16 protein-coding genes and 1 other annotated feature (1 of these 17 running past the window's edge) are annotated in these 16,318 nt (G+C 33.5%); all 16 genes read left to right on the plus strand.

Translation table 11 applies throughout. The features are described from left to right. Positions 1–2 precede the first annotated feature (2 nt). The 16 genes from queA (at position 3) to hemZ (ending at position 16,192) form a co-directional block, all read left to right on the plus strand. Positions 3–1,037 (plus strand): tRNA preQ1(34) S-adenosylmethionine ribosyltransferase-isomerase QueA, encoded by a 1,035-nt coding sequence (gene queA, locus F8154_RS02945; RefSeq protein ID WP_151860100.1) that lies wholly within the window; start codon positions 3–5, stop codon positions 1,035–1,037. 272 nt (positions 1,038–1,309) lie between these two features. Then, entirely contained in the window at positions 1,310–2,425 is a 1,116-nt protein-coding gene (gene tgt, locus F8154_RS02950) for a tRNA guanosine(34) transglycosylase Tgt (RefSeq protein WP_151860101.1), read from the plus strand. 100 nt (positions 2,426–2,525) lie between these two features. After that, entirely contained in the window at positions 2,526–2,801 is a 276-nt protein-coding gene (yajC, locus tag F8154_RS02955) for a preprotein translocase subunit YajC (RefSeq protein WP_151860102.1), read from the plus strand. Positions 2,802–2,956: 155 nt separating this feature from the next. Next, the gene (locus tag F8154_RS02960; protein ID WP_243141145.1) at positions 2,957–3,367 is read left to right on the plus strand and encodes a TIGR04086 family membrane protein; all 411 of its coding nucleotides are present in this window, start codon (positions 2,957–2,959) and stop codon (positions 3,365–3,367) included. Positions 3,368–3,435: 68 nt separating this feature from the next. Further along, positions 3,436–3,576, plus strand: coding sequence for a six-cysteine ranthipeptide SCIFF (scfA, locus tag F8154_RS02965; RefSeq protein WP_151860104.1), 141 nt, complete (start codon positions 3,436–3,438; stop codon positions 3,574–3,576). A 280-nt stretch (positions 3,577–3,856) separates the two neighbouring features. Next, positions 3,857–5,212 (plus strand): thioether cross-link-forming SCIFF peptide maturase, encoded by a 1,356-nt coding sequence (gene scfB, locus F8154_RS02970; RefSeq protein ID WP_151860105.1) that lies wholly within the window; start codon positions 3,857–3,859, stop codon positions 5,210–5,212. A 1-nt stretch (position 5,213) separates the two neighbouring features. Beyond that, the gene (locus F8154_RS02975; protein WP_151860106.1) at positions 5,214–5,720 is read left to right on the plus strand and encodes a gamma carbonic anhydrase family protein; all 507 of its coding nucleotides are present in this window, start codon (positions 5,214–5,216) and stop codon (positions 5,718–5,720) included. A gap of 76 nt (positions 5,721–5,796) precedes the next feature. Beyond that, the gene (gene secD, locus F8154_RS14995; RefSeq protein WP_192930132.1) at positions 5,797–7,053 is read left to right on the plus strand and encodes a protein translocase subunit SecD; all 1,257 of its coding nucleotides are present in this window, start codon (positions 5,797–5,799) and stop codon (positions 7,051–7,053) included. A gap of 11 nt (positions 7,054–7,064) precedes the next feature. Next, complete coding sequence (gene secF / locus F8154_RS15000; protein WP_192930133.1) at positions 7,065–7,961, plus strand: protein translocase subunit SecF; 897 nt, start codon at positions 7,065–7,067, stop codon at positions 7,959–7,961. An 81-nt stretch (positions 7,962–8,042) separates the two neighbouring features. Continuing rightward, the gene (recJ, locus tag F8154_RS02985; RefSeq protein WP_151860107.1) at positions 8,043–10,559 is read left to right on the plus strand and encodes a single-stranded-DNA-specific exonuclease RecJ; all 2,517 of its coding nucleotides are present in this window, start codon (positions 8,043–8,045) and stop codon (positions 10,557–10,559) included. 2 nt (positions 10,560–10,561) lie between these two features. After that, positions 10,562–11,083, plus strand: coding sequence for an adenine phosphoribosyltransferase (locus F8154_RS02990; RefSeq protein ID WP_151860108.1), 522 nt, complete (start codon positions 10,562–10,564; stop codon positions 11,081–11,083). A gap of 79 nt (positions 11,084–11,162) precedes the next feature. Further along, positions 11,163–13,343: a RelA/SpoT family protein gene (locus F8154_RS02995; protein WP_151860109.1), complete on the plus strand. Its 2,181-nt coding sequence runs from the start codon at positions 11,163–11,165 to the stop codon at positions 13,341–13,343. 31 nt (positions 13,344–13,374) lie between these two features. Further along, positions 13,375–13,824: a D-aminoacyl-tRNA deacylase gene (dtd, locus tag F8154_RS03000; RefSeq protein WP_151860110.1), complete on the plus strand. Its 450-nt coding sequence runs from the start codon at positions 13,375–13,377 to the stop codon at positions 13,822–13,824. Positions 13,825–13,835: 11 nt separating this feature from the next. Next, positions 13,836–14,456, plus strand: a complete 621-nt coding sequence (locus F8154_RS03005) for an MBL fold metallo-hydrolase (RefSeq protein WP_151860111.1) — start codon at positions 13,836–13,838, stop codon at positions 14,454–14,456. A gap of 58 nt (positions 14,457–14,514) precedes the next feature. After that, complete coding sequence (locus F8154_RS03010) at positions 14,515–14,697, plus strand: hypothetical protein (protein WP_151860112.1); 183 nt, start codon at positions 14,515–14,517, stop codon at positions 14,695–14,697. Between the two features lie 13 nt (positions 14,698–14,710). Next, positions 14,711–16,192 carry a coproporphyrinogen dehydrogenase HemZ gene (gene hemZ / locus F8154_RS03015; RefSeq protein WP_151860113.1) on the plus strand — a complete coding sequence of 494 codons (1,482 nt, stop codon included), beginning with the start codon at positions 14,711–14,713 and terminating at the stop codon, positions 16,190–16,192. 74 nt (positions 16,193–16,266) lie between these two features. After that, positions 16,267–16,318 (plus strand) — a binding site (T-box leader) (it continues 157 nt past the right edge of the window).

Here is a 16,318-nt window from a genome sequence, read left to right on the forward strand (position 1 = left end):
TTATGAAAACAACAGATTTTAATTATTATTTACCAGAGGAGCTAATTGCACAAACTCCCTTAGAAAAACGAGATGAGTCACGACTTATGGTATTGAATAAGGAAACAGGAGAAATAAGTCATAGGCATTTTTATAATATAATAGATTATATAAACGAAGGAGATTGTCTAGTTTTAAACGATACTAGGGTTATACCAGCTAGGCTAATAGGCGAAAAGACAGATACTGGTGGTAAAATAGAATTTTTACTGTTAAAGCAAATAGAGCTAGATAAGTGGGAGGTTTTAGTTAAGCCAGGTAAGCGAGCTAAGATAGGTACATGGTTTGAGTTCGGAAATGGTATATTAAAGGCAAAGATTGAAGCTATGGGAGAAGATGGTTCAAGAATAGTTACCTTTTCTTATGAGGGTGTTTTCGAAGAAATATTAGACAAGCTAGGTAATATGCCACTACCACCATATATTACTGAAACCCTAGAGGATAATGAACGATATCAAACTGTTTACTCAAAAAACAAAGGCTCTGCAGCTGCACCAACGGCTGGATTACATTTAACAGAGGAATTGCTACAAAAGATTAAAGCAAAAGGAGCCAATATTGTATTTATAACACTTCATGTTGGTTTAGGCACCTTTCGACCAGTAAAGGTAGAAAATGTTAAGGAGCATAAAATGCATGAAGAATACTATTCAATTGAAGCTGAAGCTGCTGAAACCATAAATTTAGCAAGAAAAATGGGTAAAAAGGTAATTGCTGTTGGGACAACCTGCTGTAGAACACTTGAATCAGCTACTACAAATGATTCTCAGCTTAAAGCTGGCAATGGATGGACAGATATATTCATCTATCCAGGCTACCAATTTAAAATAGTAGATAATTTAATTACAAATTTTCATTTGCCAGAATCAACACTAATTATGATGGTATCTGCCCTAGCAAGTAAAGAAATCATTATGAAGGCTTATGAAACTGCCGTTAAAGAAGGCTATAGGTTCTTTAGCTTTGGCGATGCAATGTTTATTAAGGGGAAAGAATAGATATAATTAAAAGTGAAAAGTTAAAAGTTAAAAGTTAAGAGTTAAGAGTAAGAGTTAAGAGTTAAGAGTTAAGAGTGAAAAGTGAAAAATTAAAAACATGAAAGAAATGTTGAATGTTGAATGTTGAATGAAAAGACGAAAACAAAAACCATAAAAAGAAAATTAAAAGTGAAAAGTGAAAAATGAAAAATTAAAAATGAAAAGTTAAAAACCATTAAAACATAATAAAAGTTGATTTATGCAGTTTTTTTCGTAGAAGGGTGAAAATATAAATGGCAATTAAATATGAGCTAATTAAAGAATGTAAGCAAAGTGGAGGAAGGCTAGGTAAGCTTCATACTCCTCATGGAATAATTGAAACACCTATATTCATGCCTGTTGGTACTCAGGCAACTGTTAAAACCATGACACCTGAAGAATTAAAAGAGATTAAATCACAGATTATATTAAGTAATACATATCACCTATATTTAAGACCCGGCCACAAGTTAATTGAAAGGGCAGGTGGTCTACATAGGTTTATGAACTGGGATGGTCCTATACTTACTGATAGTGGAGGCTTTCAAGTGTTTAGCCTAGGAGCATTAAGAAAAATAACAGAAGAGGGAGTAGAATTCCGTTCTCACCTAGATGGCTCTAAGCATTTTATTAGTCCAGAAAAGGCAGTAGAAATCCAAAACTCATTAGGATCAGATATATTAATGGTATTTGACGAATGTGCTCCTTTTCCAGCAGATAGACAGTATGTAAAAAATTCACTAGAAAGAACAACAAGATGGGCAAAAAGATGTAAGGAGGCCCACAAAAATACTGATAGACAAGCACTATTTGGAATTATTCAAGGTGGAATGTATGGGGATTTAAGAAAACAAAGCTTAAATGAGCTTATAGAGTTAGATTTTCCTGGCTATGCAGTAGGAGGCTTAAGTGTAGGTGAACCAAAGCCCTTGATGTATGAAGTGCTTGAATATACAACTCCATTTATGCCAAAACACAAACCACGATACCTAATGGGTGTAGGCAGTCCAGATTGCCTAATAGAAGGAGTTATAAGGGGTATAGATATGTTTGACTGTGTATTACCCTCTAGAATTGGAAGGAACGGTACTGCCATGACAAGTGAAGGGAAAATAGTTATTAAGAATGCAGTACACACCGAGGCCTTTCAACCACTAGACCCCCAGTGTGATTGCTATACTTGTAAAAACTATAGTAGGTCCTACTTAAGGCATCTTTTTAAGGCTAACGAGGTTTTAGGCTTAAGACTATTAACTTATCATAACCTATACTTTCTATTAAAGCTAATGGATGAAGTAAGACAGGCTATAAAAGAGGATAGACTTCTTGATTATAAGAATCAATTCTTTAGGAAATACGGCTATACTTAAGAATTTTTTAAGGAATTAGTCTAATTAGATGGAGGAATTCAAAATCTTCTGTTGAATAGTTATATTGGGAAAAAAAGAAGAAGCGAGGAGGGCTATGAATATGCCACAATTTGGAGGATTAATAATCCCTTTGGGGTTTCTTGCAATTTTTTACTTTTTAATTATAAGACCCCAACAGAAAAAAGAAAAGAAAGTAAAAGAAATGAGAAACAACATTAAGGTAGGCGACGAAATAATAACAATTGGGGGAATATATGGTAAAGTAATTAAAGCTAAAGAAGATGTAGTTACCATAGAAGTAGGAGCCGATAAGACTAAGCTAGTTATTGCTAGATGGGCTATAGGTAATACTGTTAGCAAAACAGATGAAGAATAATTAATACTAAATACCATGAAAGATACGATGAGTTCGTATCTTTTTTGCTTTTATCTAATATATATAAAGTTACTATTATTAAGATAAAATCAACATCGAATTACTAGGTATATTTAATGATTAATTGCATAATTATTGATTAAAAGGCAATGGAGGTGTTAGAATTGAAAGTAAAGAAAAAAAGTGTTCCTAGATCACCAGGTCCCTTTAATATATGGATTTACGGTAAAGGATTAGTTAGAGGTTATGTTCTTTCTCTATTTTTATTTTTAATAACTGCTTTACTAATAACTTATACAGCCTTAAATGAAGGACTTATACCAATAGTCAACTCAATAATATTAATATTAAGCGTAGCATATGCAGCCATATATTCTGCTGTTAATATTGGAGAAAGGGGCTGGCTTCACGGAGCCATTGTAGGATTATTGTATATACTTATTTTACTGATATTTAGTAAAATATTTGTATCAGGCTTTGAATTCGATAAATATGTCACCTACAAAATCGTTATAAGCCTATTTACTGGAGTTATAGGTGGAATGATAGGTATAAATATTAAATAATGACTTTTCTTAAAAAAAACTTTGTGTTATAATTTTAATGAAATAATAGGAGAGAGAGGAGTCAAAGGATGAAGCATATTAAAACATTAAGTGGAGCAACTCTTGTAAATAGTGCAGCAAAAGGTGGCTGTGGAGAATGTCAAACATCCTGTCAATCTGCATGTAAAACATCCTGTACTGTAGCAAATCAGGAGTGTGAAAATAAGTAATACTATAAGTAGTACATAAAATGCAGCAGTAAGCAACTGCTGTTTTTTCTTGATTTATCCCAGCGTCATTACTAACACTCCCGCTTTTTAGCGGGAGATAAGTGCCGCCAAGCTAGAAAGTAAGCGGAACTAGAATTCAGGTGGAGTTAAAACTCCATCTGAACTAAGTTTTCTTTATAATAATAATTAAGATATAATTATAATTGTTTAGTTTATTAATTAGTGAAATAAACACATAAGAAGTTTTAGCACATTCTTATATACGGAGGTTAAGTATAAAATGATACATAAGTTTAACCAAGGAGGAAAATATATTGTTATAGATGTAAATAGTGGCTCGGTGCATGTTGTAGATCAGCTTGTTTATAGGATTCTAGATTATTATCCAAAGCTTAGGGTTGAAGAAACTATTAAGGCTCTTTCTAAGGACTTTAAAGAAAAAGATATACATGAAGCTATTGAAGAATTAAAATTCCTAGAAAAAGAAGGCTTATTGAACAGTAAGGATAATTATTTTCAACATGATAGCTTTAAAAACAGAAGGCCAGTTGTTAAAGCACTATGCCTACATGTTTCCCATGATTGTAATATTCGCTGTAGATACTGTTTTGCTTCTCAAGGAGACTTTAAAGGTAATAGGCTATTAATGGATATAGATGTAGGTAGGAGGTCAATTGATTTTCTACTGAATAATTCAGGCAACCGACGAAACCTAGAGGTAGATTTCTTTGGTGGAGAGCCTTTAATGAATTTTGAAGTTGTTAAAGCTATAGTAGAATATGGTAGAGAAAAGGAAAAAGAGTATGGAAAAAACATAAGATTTACTACTACCACCAATGGTGTATTACTGAATGATGAAAATATGGATTTTATAAATAAAAATATGGATAATGTAGTACTTAGTATAGATGGTAGAGAAGAGATTAATGATTATATGAGATATACAGTTAATGGGAAAGGCACCTATGAAACAATAGTGCCAAAGCTATTAAAGATGGCCGAGGCTCGTGGTCATCAAAACTATTATGTAAGAGGAACCTTTACCAGACATAATCTTGACTTTTCAGAGGATGTATTACACTTGGCGGATTTAGGCTTTAAGAATATTTCGGTAGAGCCTGTTGTAGCAGAACCACATCATGATTATGCCATAAGGGAAGAAGATTTACCTAAGGTATTCAAGCATTATGAAGCACTTGCTGATGAGTATGTAAAAAGGCATTATGATAATAAAGGCTTTAGCTTCTTTCACTTTATGATTGATTTACATCAAGGACCCTGTGTAATTAAAAGGATTTCTGGCTGTGGTGCAGGCTCAGAATATATAGCAGTTACCCCAGAGGGTGATATATACCCTTGTCACCAATTTGTAGGTAATACAGATTTTATTATAGGAAGTGTTTTAGATAATACCCTAAACAAAGAAATGTATGACAGCTTCTCAGAAGCCCACGTTTATAATAAAGAAAAATGTAACAGCTGCTGGGCTAAGTTTTATTGTAGTGGAGGATGTCACGCAAATGCATATAACTTCAATAAAGACATTATGGAGCCCTATGATATTGGTTGCCAAATGGAGAAGAAGAGAATTGAATGTGCATTAGCTATTCAAGCTAGATTATCAGAGGAGGGATAAAATGTTTAAGGCTCTAAAGGAAAAGAAACCATACATACATGAAAGCTGTTTTATAGCAGAAACTGCTGATATAATAGGAGATGTTAAAATAGGGGAAAATAGTAGTGTATGGTATAAGGCAGTACTTAGAGGAGATGGTAATTCTATAATAGTTGGCAAAAACACAAATATTCAAGATAATACAGTTGTTCATATAAGTAATATATATCCAACTATTATTGGGGATAATGTAACAGTAGGACATAGTGGAGTTATCCATGCCTGTACAATTGGAGATAATTCTTTAATTGGTATGGGGGCAATTATCCTTGATGGTGCAGAAATAGGTAATGAAACAATTATAGCTGCAGGAGCATTGGTTCCACCAGGAAAAAAAATCCCTTCAGGAGTGTTAGCTGTTGGATCACCTGCTAAAGTGGCACGTGAATTAACAATTGAAGAAAAAGAATCACTTAAAGAATCCGCCAAGCAATATGTAGCATACGGCAATATCCATAAGGAGGGCTAACTGCTTCCTCTGGTTGACTGTAGGTTTTTTACCGTATATAATTAAAGTTATGAAATTAAGTTAGGGGGAATACTGAATGAGAGTAAAAAATGCAATTATATTTATAGTACTAATTGCAATAGTTGGTTTATCAGTGTATACAGCATATAATGGTCTAGAAGTAGGAGATTTATCCTTAAGACCCATTAGCCAAGCAATGAAGCAAGGACTAGACCTTAGAGGTGGGGTTTATGTAGTATATGAAGCAAAAACAAACCTAACTGGTGCAGAATTAGACAGAACAATAGAGCAGACAATAGGTATTTTTAATCGAAGGGTTAATGCCCTTGGATTAACAGAGCCTTTAATTGTTCGAGAAGGAGACAAGCGTATAAGGGTTGAACTACCTGGAGTTGAAAACGCTCAAGAGGCAATAGATCTAATTGGACAAACAGCTCAGCTTAGATTTGTAACTTATGATGAAGAAGAAGTATTAACAGGTGGAGATGTAAAAAAAGCAGAAGTGCAATTTGTAGAATCCGGGCCTTCAGTTAGCCTTGAGCTTAATAGTGAAGGTACAAAAAAGTTTGCTGAAGCTACCAGTCGATTAGTTAAAGAGTATGAAGGTGACGACCCAGGAAGGATTATATATATTATATTAGATGATGAAGTAATTTCCTATCCCAGTGTAAACGAGGTAATACCAAATGGTAGAGCAAATATAACTGGTACCTTCTCTATGGAATATGCTACTAATTTAGCAGCATTAATTAGAGGTGGTGCATTACCAGTAGAGCTAGAAGAAATAGAAAGCTCAACAATAACTGCTACATTAGGTGTAAATGCCTTAAAGAGAAGTGTACAGGCTGCACAAATAGGGATTATACTTGTTCTGCTTTTCATGCTATTCTATTATAGAATACCAGGATTAGTTGCTAACTTAGCTTTGGTTATTTATATACTTATAGTATTAGGAATATTGATAACCCTGAATGCAACCTTAACACTACCTGGAATTGCAGCTCTAATACTATCGGTTGGTATGGCAGTAGATGCAAACGTCATTATCTTTGAAAGAATAAAGGAAGAGTTAAGGGCAGGTAAAACAATTAGAGCATCCATTGATTCAGGCTTTAAGAGGGCCTTTAGAACTATAATAGATGCAAATATAACTACACTTATTGCTGGCTTAGTTTTATATCAATTTGGAACAGGTCTCATAAGAGGCTTTGCTGTTACCTTAATTGTAGGTATAGTTGCAAGTATGTTTACAGCAATAGTTATTACTAAGTTTATATTAAAGCTCTGTGTAGGATTAAACTTAACTAAAAACAGTAAATTATTTGGAGCGTAGGGGGGAAGATAATGAATATAGTTGAGAAACGAAAAATTTGGTTTGGCTTATCGGGTACAATAATTGTATTAGGCTTAATAATAGGTCTTTTCTCCGGGGTTAATTTTGGTATTGATTTTACTGGTGGGGCCTTAATGGAAATTGAAGTACACAAAGAGTTACCAATAGCAGAGATAAGAGAGATAGTAGATGAATTTGACCCCAATGCTAGTATAAATCTGTTAGGAAACGAAAGAACTACAGTTCAGATAAGAAGTACAATAGACTTTAATAATAAAGAGAGATTAGAGATATTTAGTAGATTTCAAGAAAAATATGATTTAGATCTTCAAAAGGATTTTCTAAGAACACAGCAATTTGGACCTTCAGTAGGTCGTGAGATACAGTCCAGAGCATTAATCTCTGTTTTAATCTCAGCTATAGGTATGCTAGTTTATATAACCTATAGATTTGAACTACGCTTTGGTTTGGCAGCAATAGCTGCACTAATTCACGATATATTAGTTGTTTTAGCAGTATATTCTATTGTTAGAATTCCTGTTAACTCACCCTTTGTAGCTGCAATTCTAACGATATTAGGTTATTCTATAAATGATACTATAGTTGTTTTTGATAGAATAAGGGAAAACCTGAAATTCATGAAGAAAAACAATTATGAGCAGGTGGCAAATGATAGTATTAAGCAAACTATAACACGATCCATTAACACATCTGTTACAACCCTAATTACAATTGTAACCCTATATATATTTGGAGTAGATCAAATTAGAGAGTTTGCTTTACCATTGATAGCAGGAATAATAAGTGGTACCTATTCCTCAATATTCATTGCAAGTCCAGTATGGGTAATGCTAAAGGAAATGCAACTTAGAAAGACAACATATAATCCAAAGCCAGAAACTAAGTAATAAAATAAAAGTATTAATGTTTATATATGGCAGCTTATGCTGCCATTATAGTTTATTGAGATTTTTTTAGGTGGTGAAACTATGAAGGTTAAGAGAATTTGGACCTTTAAAAGACCAGATAAAAACATAGTAAATAATCTGATGAAGGAGTTAAATATATCTAAAACCACAGCTAAGCTTTTATTTAACAGAGGAGTTTACGAAGTAGAAGAAGCTAGAAGGTTTTTAGAAGCATCTTTAAGTGATTTATACAATCCATTTCTCTTAAAGGATATGGAGAAGGTTGTCTATAGAATAAATGAAGCTATCAAAAACAAAGAGTCAATCTGGATTTATGGTGATTATGACGTTGATGGGGTATCTAGCACTGCATTACTAATTAGATATTTTAATAGTATAAACTATACTGTAAACTATTACATTCCCGATAGAATGGAAGAAGGCTACGGAGTAAACAGTGAAGCAATTAAGGAAATTGTAGATAAAGGTGGTAAGCTTATAATAACCGTTGACTGTGGGATAACATCAGTAAATGAAGTAGCTTATGGTAATGGGTTAGGTATTGATATAGTAATAACCGATCATCATCAGTGTCAAGAAGAATTACCTCCAGCCTATGGAATAATTAATCCAAAGCAAGAGGATTGCACTTATCCCTTTAAGCAGCTATGTGGCTGTGGTATAGCTTTAAAGCTTATCCAAGCCATGATGCCTAAGGAGGATTTTATAAAAAATGCTAGCTTTTACTTAGATATTGTAGCCCTTGCAACCGTTGCTGATATTGTTCCATTGATAGATGAAAATCGAATTATTGTTAAAAATGGTATAAAGGCTATGGAGAATTCAGCAAATGCTGGTATAAAAGCATTAGTTGAGGTATGTGGTCTTACTGGTAAGAAAATAACTGGAGGGCATATTGGTTTTATGCTGGCTCCTAGAATAAATGCAGCAGGAAGAATAGGCAATGCAAAAATTGGGGTGGATTTGTTAACCTCCAGCAATTATGATGAAGCCTTAGAGCTAGCTAAGTTTTTGGATAGTGAGAATAGAGAAAGACAAAATATTGAAATGGAAATATTTAAGCAGGCGGAAAAACAGCTATTTGAGGATAACCAATTACATAATAGAAAATTTCTAGTACTATACCAAGAGGGATGGCATCAGGGAGTAATTGGCATAGTGGCCTCAAGAATTGTTGAAAAATACTATAGACCTACCATTGTATTATCAGTAGAAGATGGAGTTGCCAAGGGTTCTGCCAGAAGCATATCAGGCTACAATATATTTGAGGCATTAAGTAGTCATAAAGATATGTTTATTAAATTTGGAGGTCATGAGCAGGCAGCAGGACTTTCTATGGAGCAAGCCATGCTTGAGGAGTTTAAAGAAAGGATTAATAAACAAGCCTCAGAAACCCTCACTGAGGAGGATTTTATTAGAGAGATAAGCTTTGATGAGCATTTAATCTATAATGAAATAAATGAAGAGCTAATGACTCAATTGCAGCTACTGGAGCCCCATGGTATGGGGAACCCAGGCCCTAAGTTCTTATATAGAAACTTAGAGGTATTTAGCATAAAAGGGGTAGGTACTGAAGGAAAGCATTTGAAAGCAGAGCTTAGCACTGCTGATGGGAAACTTAATGGAATTGGCTTTAGCTTAAGTTATTTTACCGAGTCTATTTATCCAGGAGATATAGTTGATGTTATCTTTGTACCCGAGTACAACAGCTTTAATGGACATACAAATCTACAGCTTAATATTAAAGATATTAAGCTAGTAGAAGGAAAAAAATCTCCACTATACGAGGAATACTTTAAGAGCCTTGATTTTACATATCCAATGATGGACAAAATTGATTTTAACCTAATGAGCACCCATATTATTACAGAGGATAAAAAGGACGAAGCAATAATAGATCATATTTATAGTGGATCTTCAGTAGTAATACTAGTAAATACAATAAATAAGGCCCATAGAATAATTAGCCTTGTTGACGTTAGAGAAAAAAATAGAAAAATGGCTTTTAGTATTTATTTTCAAAATTCTACACAAACACCAACGGAAGAAGAAGTACACATAATCATTAATCCGAATATTGATAAAATTAGCTTTAGAAGTTATAATAAGATTATTCTATATGATCAGTTTTTTTTACCAGATCAACTAAAAAACCTTTTTTCTGCAATAGATTCAAAAAATCTTGTTATTTTTTATGAAAAAGGTGACGAAAAATATAATATCGATATTTTAAACAGGTCAACACCAGATAGAGAAAAGCTTATAGCTTTTTACAACTATTTTAAAGGCTTCGAGACTAAAACTACCTTAACCCATAAAGAAGTAATAGAAGGCATTAATAAACAGGGCAAAATAGATGCAAACTATATATTATTAAAAAATGCTCTAAAGATTTTTAAAGAGGCAGGTATAGTAGAATATTCATTTAACAATGATGAAGTAGAAATAAGCTTCAATAAGCCAAAAGAAAAATTTTGTCTTGAAGATTTGCAAACCTATAGAAACTTACAAAATAGCTTAAATAGTATTAATACATATTATACTAAACTGAAACAATTATATATGAGGAGGAGTTAATAATGGATTTAAAAGGAATGATAAGAGAAATACAAGATTTTCCAAAGGAAGGTATCAACTTTAAGGATATTACCACAATATTGAAGGATGGAGCAGCATTTACATATGTTATAGATAAGTTGGCGGCACAATTGGAGGATTTAGAGGTTGATGTAATTGTGGGCCCAGAGGCTAGAGGCTTTATTGTAGGTACACCAGTTGCATATAAGCTTGGAAAAGCCTTTGTGCCCATCAGAAAACCTGGTAAACTACCAGCTGAAACAGTCAAGTATGAGTATGAATTGGAGTACGGAACAGATGCTTTAGAAGTTCATAAGGATGCCATAAAACCAGGTCAAAGAGTTGCTATACTTGATGATTTACTTGCTACTGGAGGAACAGTTTTAGCTACAGCTAAGCTAATTGAAGAGTTAGGTGGTACAGTAGTATCTCTTAACTTCTTAATAGAGCTAACCTTCCTTAGAGGTAGAGAAACCTTGAAGGATTATCAAGTTAAAACGCTTGTTAGCTACAATGAAGAATAGAATTAAAATAAACTAGTATTTATAGTTATCTGCTGATTTTACTTGTATTTAATTTACTGTTGCTGAGAGGGTGATTATTATGCTTGAGAACTTAATATCAATGATAGAAGAATATAACCCTCAATGTGACGTTGAATTGATCATTAGGGCATATAACTTTTCTGAGAATGCACACCAAGGCCAATATAGGAGATCAGGGGAAAGATATTTTGTTCATCCAGTAGAGGTGGCTAAAATTCTTATTGAGCTGAAAATGGATAGTAGCACCATTACCGCCGCACTTCTCCATGATGTTCTTGAAGATACAGAGTATTCCTACAACAATATAAAGCAGGAGTTTGGAGAAGAAATTGCCCAATTGGTTGAAGGTGTAACTAAGCTTACTAGGCTATCCTTCGAATCAAAGGAGGAAAGACAAGCTGAAAACCTTAGAAAAATGTTTATAGCAATGGCAAAGGATATTAGGGTTATATTAATAAAGCTGGCGGATAGGCTGCATAATATGAGAACCTTAAAATATCAAACAGATGAAAAGAAAAGAGAAAAGGCTTTGGAAACCTTAGAAATATATGCACCAATAGCCCATCGATTAGGTATTTCTAGGGTTAAATGGGAGCTAGAGGACCTTTGTTTAAGATATATAGACACAGAAGGCTATTATGATTTAGTAGAAAGGGTTGCTATAAAAAGACAGGATAGAGAGGCATATATAAATGAGGTTATAAAGGAGCTAAGAAAAAGATTATTGGAATTTAATATAGAGGGTGATATTTCCGGAAGACCTAAGCATTTTTATAGTATTTATAAGAAAATGGTATATCAGGATAAGTCCTTCGACGAGATTTTCGATTTTTTAGCTGTTAGGGTAATTGTAGAAACTATTAAAGATTGCTATGGTGTTTTAGGAATAGTTCATACTTTATGGAAGCCTATTCCGGGTAGATTTAAAGACTACATTGCAATGCCTAAGCCCAATTTGTATCAATCACTACATACTACAATAATTGGTCCCAAGGGAGAGCCTGTTGAAATTCAAATAAGAACCTATGAGATGCATCAAATCGCTGAATATGGTATCGCCGCCCACTGGAAGTATAAAGAGGGTGGTAAAGATGAAAAAGGTGGATTAAGTGATAAGCTCACATGGGTAGGTCAATTGCTTGAACTGGAGAAGGAAGCCAATGACCCTAGGGAGTTTATGGAGTCATTGAAAATTGACCTATTTACAAATGAAGTATTTGTGTTTACTCCTAAAGGAGAGGTTATAAACCTACCAGCTGGCTCCACTCCAATAGATTTTGCCTATAAAATACATTCAGGTGTAGGTAACAGATGTGTAGGTGCAAAGGTAGATGGAAGGATAGTACCAATAGATTTCAAGCTTAAAAATGGAAATATAGTTGAGATTTTAACCTCAGCTAATAGTAATGGACCTAGCCGCGATTGGCTAAAAATAGTAAAAAGCTCACAGGCTAAAAATAAGATAAAGCAATGGTTTAAGAAGGAAAGAAGAGAAGAAAATGTAGAAAAGGGACAAGAGATTCTCGAAAGAGAAGTTAAAAGGCAAGGCTTCAATCAACAGGAAGCATTAAATGTAAAGTTGTTAACTCAAATAGCTAAACGTTTTGGCTTAAATAACGAGGATGATTTGTTTGCAGCTATTGGCTATGGAGGAATTGCCCTTAATCAAATAGTTCCCAAAATAAGAGAAGTAATTAAAAAGGACGTAAAAAAAGAAATAACTCCTGAGGATTTCGATAAAGAGATACAACAGCAATCGGCACTTGAGGAAAGAAAAAAATCAAAAAAGCAAAATCAGGGTGTTACTATTAAAGGAATAGATAATATAATGGTTAGATTTTCAAGATGCTGTAACCCTGTACCTGGAGATGAAATTGTAGGATACATAACCAGAGGTAGAGGAGTATCTATTCATAGGGAGGACTGTCCAAACCTAATGGATAATACAGAATCTGCTGATAGATTAATTGAAGTAGAATGGGATACAAGTAAACCAATTACCTTTCAGGCTGAAATTCAAGTTAAGGCTAACGATAGAAAGGGTCTATTATCTGAGTTTACTAGAATTCTTGCAGACAATAAAATAACAGTAAGTGCCTTAAATGCAAGAACAAATAAAGATAAAGTTGCTGTATTAAACCTGATAGTAGAGATAGATGATATTGAGCAGTTAGATAGACTAATGAATAAGATTAGGGCTGTTGAGGGAGTTATGGATGTTTATAGAGTTATAACATAATGATTATATATTAGTGTGTAAGGAGGCAAACATGAGGGCAGTAGTACAGAGGGTTAGTGAAGGTAAGGTTGTTGTAAACGAGGCTATAACAGGAGAAATTAAACAGGGTTTACTTATTTACTTAGGAGTTGCAGCAGGAGATACAATAGAGGATGTAAAATACATGGCAGACAAGCTTGCGAACCTAAGAATATTTGAAGATGAAAATGAAAAAATGAATTTGTCTTTACTAGATGTTAAGGGAGAAATGCTGGTAGTATCCCAGTTTACCCTGTTAGGTGACTGTAGGAAAGGTAGAAGACCAAATTTTACAGAGGCAGCAAAGCCCGATATAGCAGACTCATTATATAAAGAGTTTATTAGATTATGCTTAGAAATGGGCATAAATGTGGAAACCGGTGTTTTTCAAGCCCACATGATGGTTAACTCAATAAATGATGGCCCTGTAACAATACTAATAGACAGTAAAAAAGACTTCTAAGGAGGAAAATTATGATATTAGAAAAGGTTGCTGCAGGTATTTATGGCGTTAATTGTTACATTATTGGAGATGAAAAAACGAGCAAAGCAGCAGTAATTGATCCAGGTGGGAGTAGTGACAAAATTTTACAGGTTATAGAAGAAAATGATTTAGAGCTAGAATATATTCTGCTAACCCACGGTCATGGAGATCATATAGGTGGTGTTGAAAAAATCCAAGAAAAAACAGGTGTGCCACTCTATATACATGAGGCAGATTTATATATATTGAAGGATAAAAATAAGAATTACTCATCTAGTATGGGAGCTAATCCTGTGGAATTAACAACAGAGAGCTTTATAAAGGATAATGATACTCTTGAACTGGGAGAGCTTAAGCTGAAAATAATCCATACACCAGGGCATACACCAGGTGGTGTGTCAATTCTAGTGGAAAACATATTATTTACAGGAGATACTTTATTTGCAAACTCAATAGGTAGATCAGATTTAGAGGGTGGAAACCATAACCAACTAATTAAGTCTATAAAAACAAAACTGATGGCTTTAGATGATGAAATAACTGTTCTACCTGGACATGGTCCAGCCTCAAGAGTAGGTATAGAAAAATTAACAAATCCCTATATTAGATAAAGTATACTCCCAGTTGATAGGGGAAGAATAATATAAATATCTTCTGGGAGGTTTTTTTATGAGGAAAAAAATTGGTGAATTAATTCAAGAAAAAAGAAATCAAGCTTTTACAGATATCTCATTTCATGATCTCATTGAAATGAAGGAGGCAGGGCTAACAGATACAGAAATTGCATCTGATTTAGGTATAAGTAAAAGAACCATAATTGACATAAGTAATGAAATAACAAGGGATTATTGATAGGGGTAATTATATGATTAAAGTAGTTTGCATAGGTCATGACTATACAAATGATTTATATGAGCTTTTAAAGCTTTTTTTTCCATCCCAAGAAATAATAATTTTATTAGAAACAGAGGAAATTAGCTATAATAATGATCATGATCAGCATCTACTGTTTTCAATCATTGAGCATTTAGAGAATAAGGTTAAAGCTAAAGCAATTATAGGGGACAAAAACAATGAAATAGCTTTTTGTGATGAAGATATAATTATTAATTACAACCAATCACAAATAAAAAAAGCTAGTAAGCTTATAGTTAAAAGAACTGTTTTTACAGCATTAAGCAAATTAATTAAAATAGATTTGCCATGGGGAATTCTTACTGGAATAAGACCAACTAAAATAGTCCATGAACTAATGGAAAAGGCCTTAGAGGATTATGAAATTTTGAATATTTTAAAGGATAAATACTATATAAACGAAGACAAAGCTAAGCTGTTATTGTCAGTAGCCAAAAAAGAACACCCTATTATATATCCTATTAGACAAAACCTTGTAAGCCTATATATAAGTATTCCATTTTGTCCTACAACATGTGTATATTGCTCATTTCCATCCAACCCCTTAACTAAGTGGCAGCATCTACAAAAGCCTTATATTGATGGACTTTGTAAAGAAATAAAGGAAATAGCCATATTACTAGAAAAGAAGGGAAAAAACCTTCAAACCATATATATAGGCGGAGGAACACCATCAGCAGTTACAATAGAGGATATAAATCAATTATTTAAGCAGATAAAGGATTCCTTTCAATTGGCAAAGCTACAGGAGTTTACCTTTGAAGCTGGTAGACCAGATACAATTACCCGAGAAAAGCTTAAGCTATTAAAAAGCAATGGTGTAACTAGAATAAGCATTAACCCACAAACTATGAATGAGTCAACCCTAATAAAAATTGGAAGAAAGCATACAGTTGAGGAATTAAAGAAGGCCTTCTATATGGCTAAGGAAGAGGGCTTTAATAATATAAATATGGATATAATTATTGGTTTACCAGGTGAAGATGCAAAGATGGTAGAAAAAACTATGGAGGAGATTAAAAAATTACAGCCAAGTAGCTTAACAGTACACACCTTAGCAATAAAACGTGGCTCTAAGCTTAGGGAAGATACCTCTAGCTATACTCTACTACAAAAGGAAACATCAAATATGCTGAGGATTACAGGAAAATATGCAGAGGATATGGGTATGACCCCATATTATCTATATAGGCAAAAGCATATGCTTGGAAACTTAGAGAATATTGGCTATTGCAAAGAGGGCTATGAATGTATATATAATGTACAAATAATGGAGGAAAAGCAGACCATTATAGCCTTAGGGGCAGGTGCAGTTTCTAAAATAACCTTCCCTAAAGAGAATCGTCTTGAGCGAGTACCTAATGTTAAGGATCTACAGCAATATATTGCTAGAGTTGATGAGATGATTGAAAGGAAAAAACCATATATTTAATTATGTTTGAAAACAGAATTTAGCTGTTGACATAAATATAGAAAAGCATTATAATATTACCAATTATAATAAGGTTAAACACAATGATAAGGAAAAGTAGAGCTGCTATAGGTTAAAGCGAGTCGA

The sequence above is a fragment of the Alkaliphilus pronyensis genome, from assembly GCF_009017275.1.
GTDB lineage: Bacteria > Bacillota > Clostridia > Peptostreptococcales > Natronincolaceae > Alkaliphilus_C > Alkaliphilus_C pronyensis.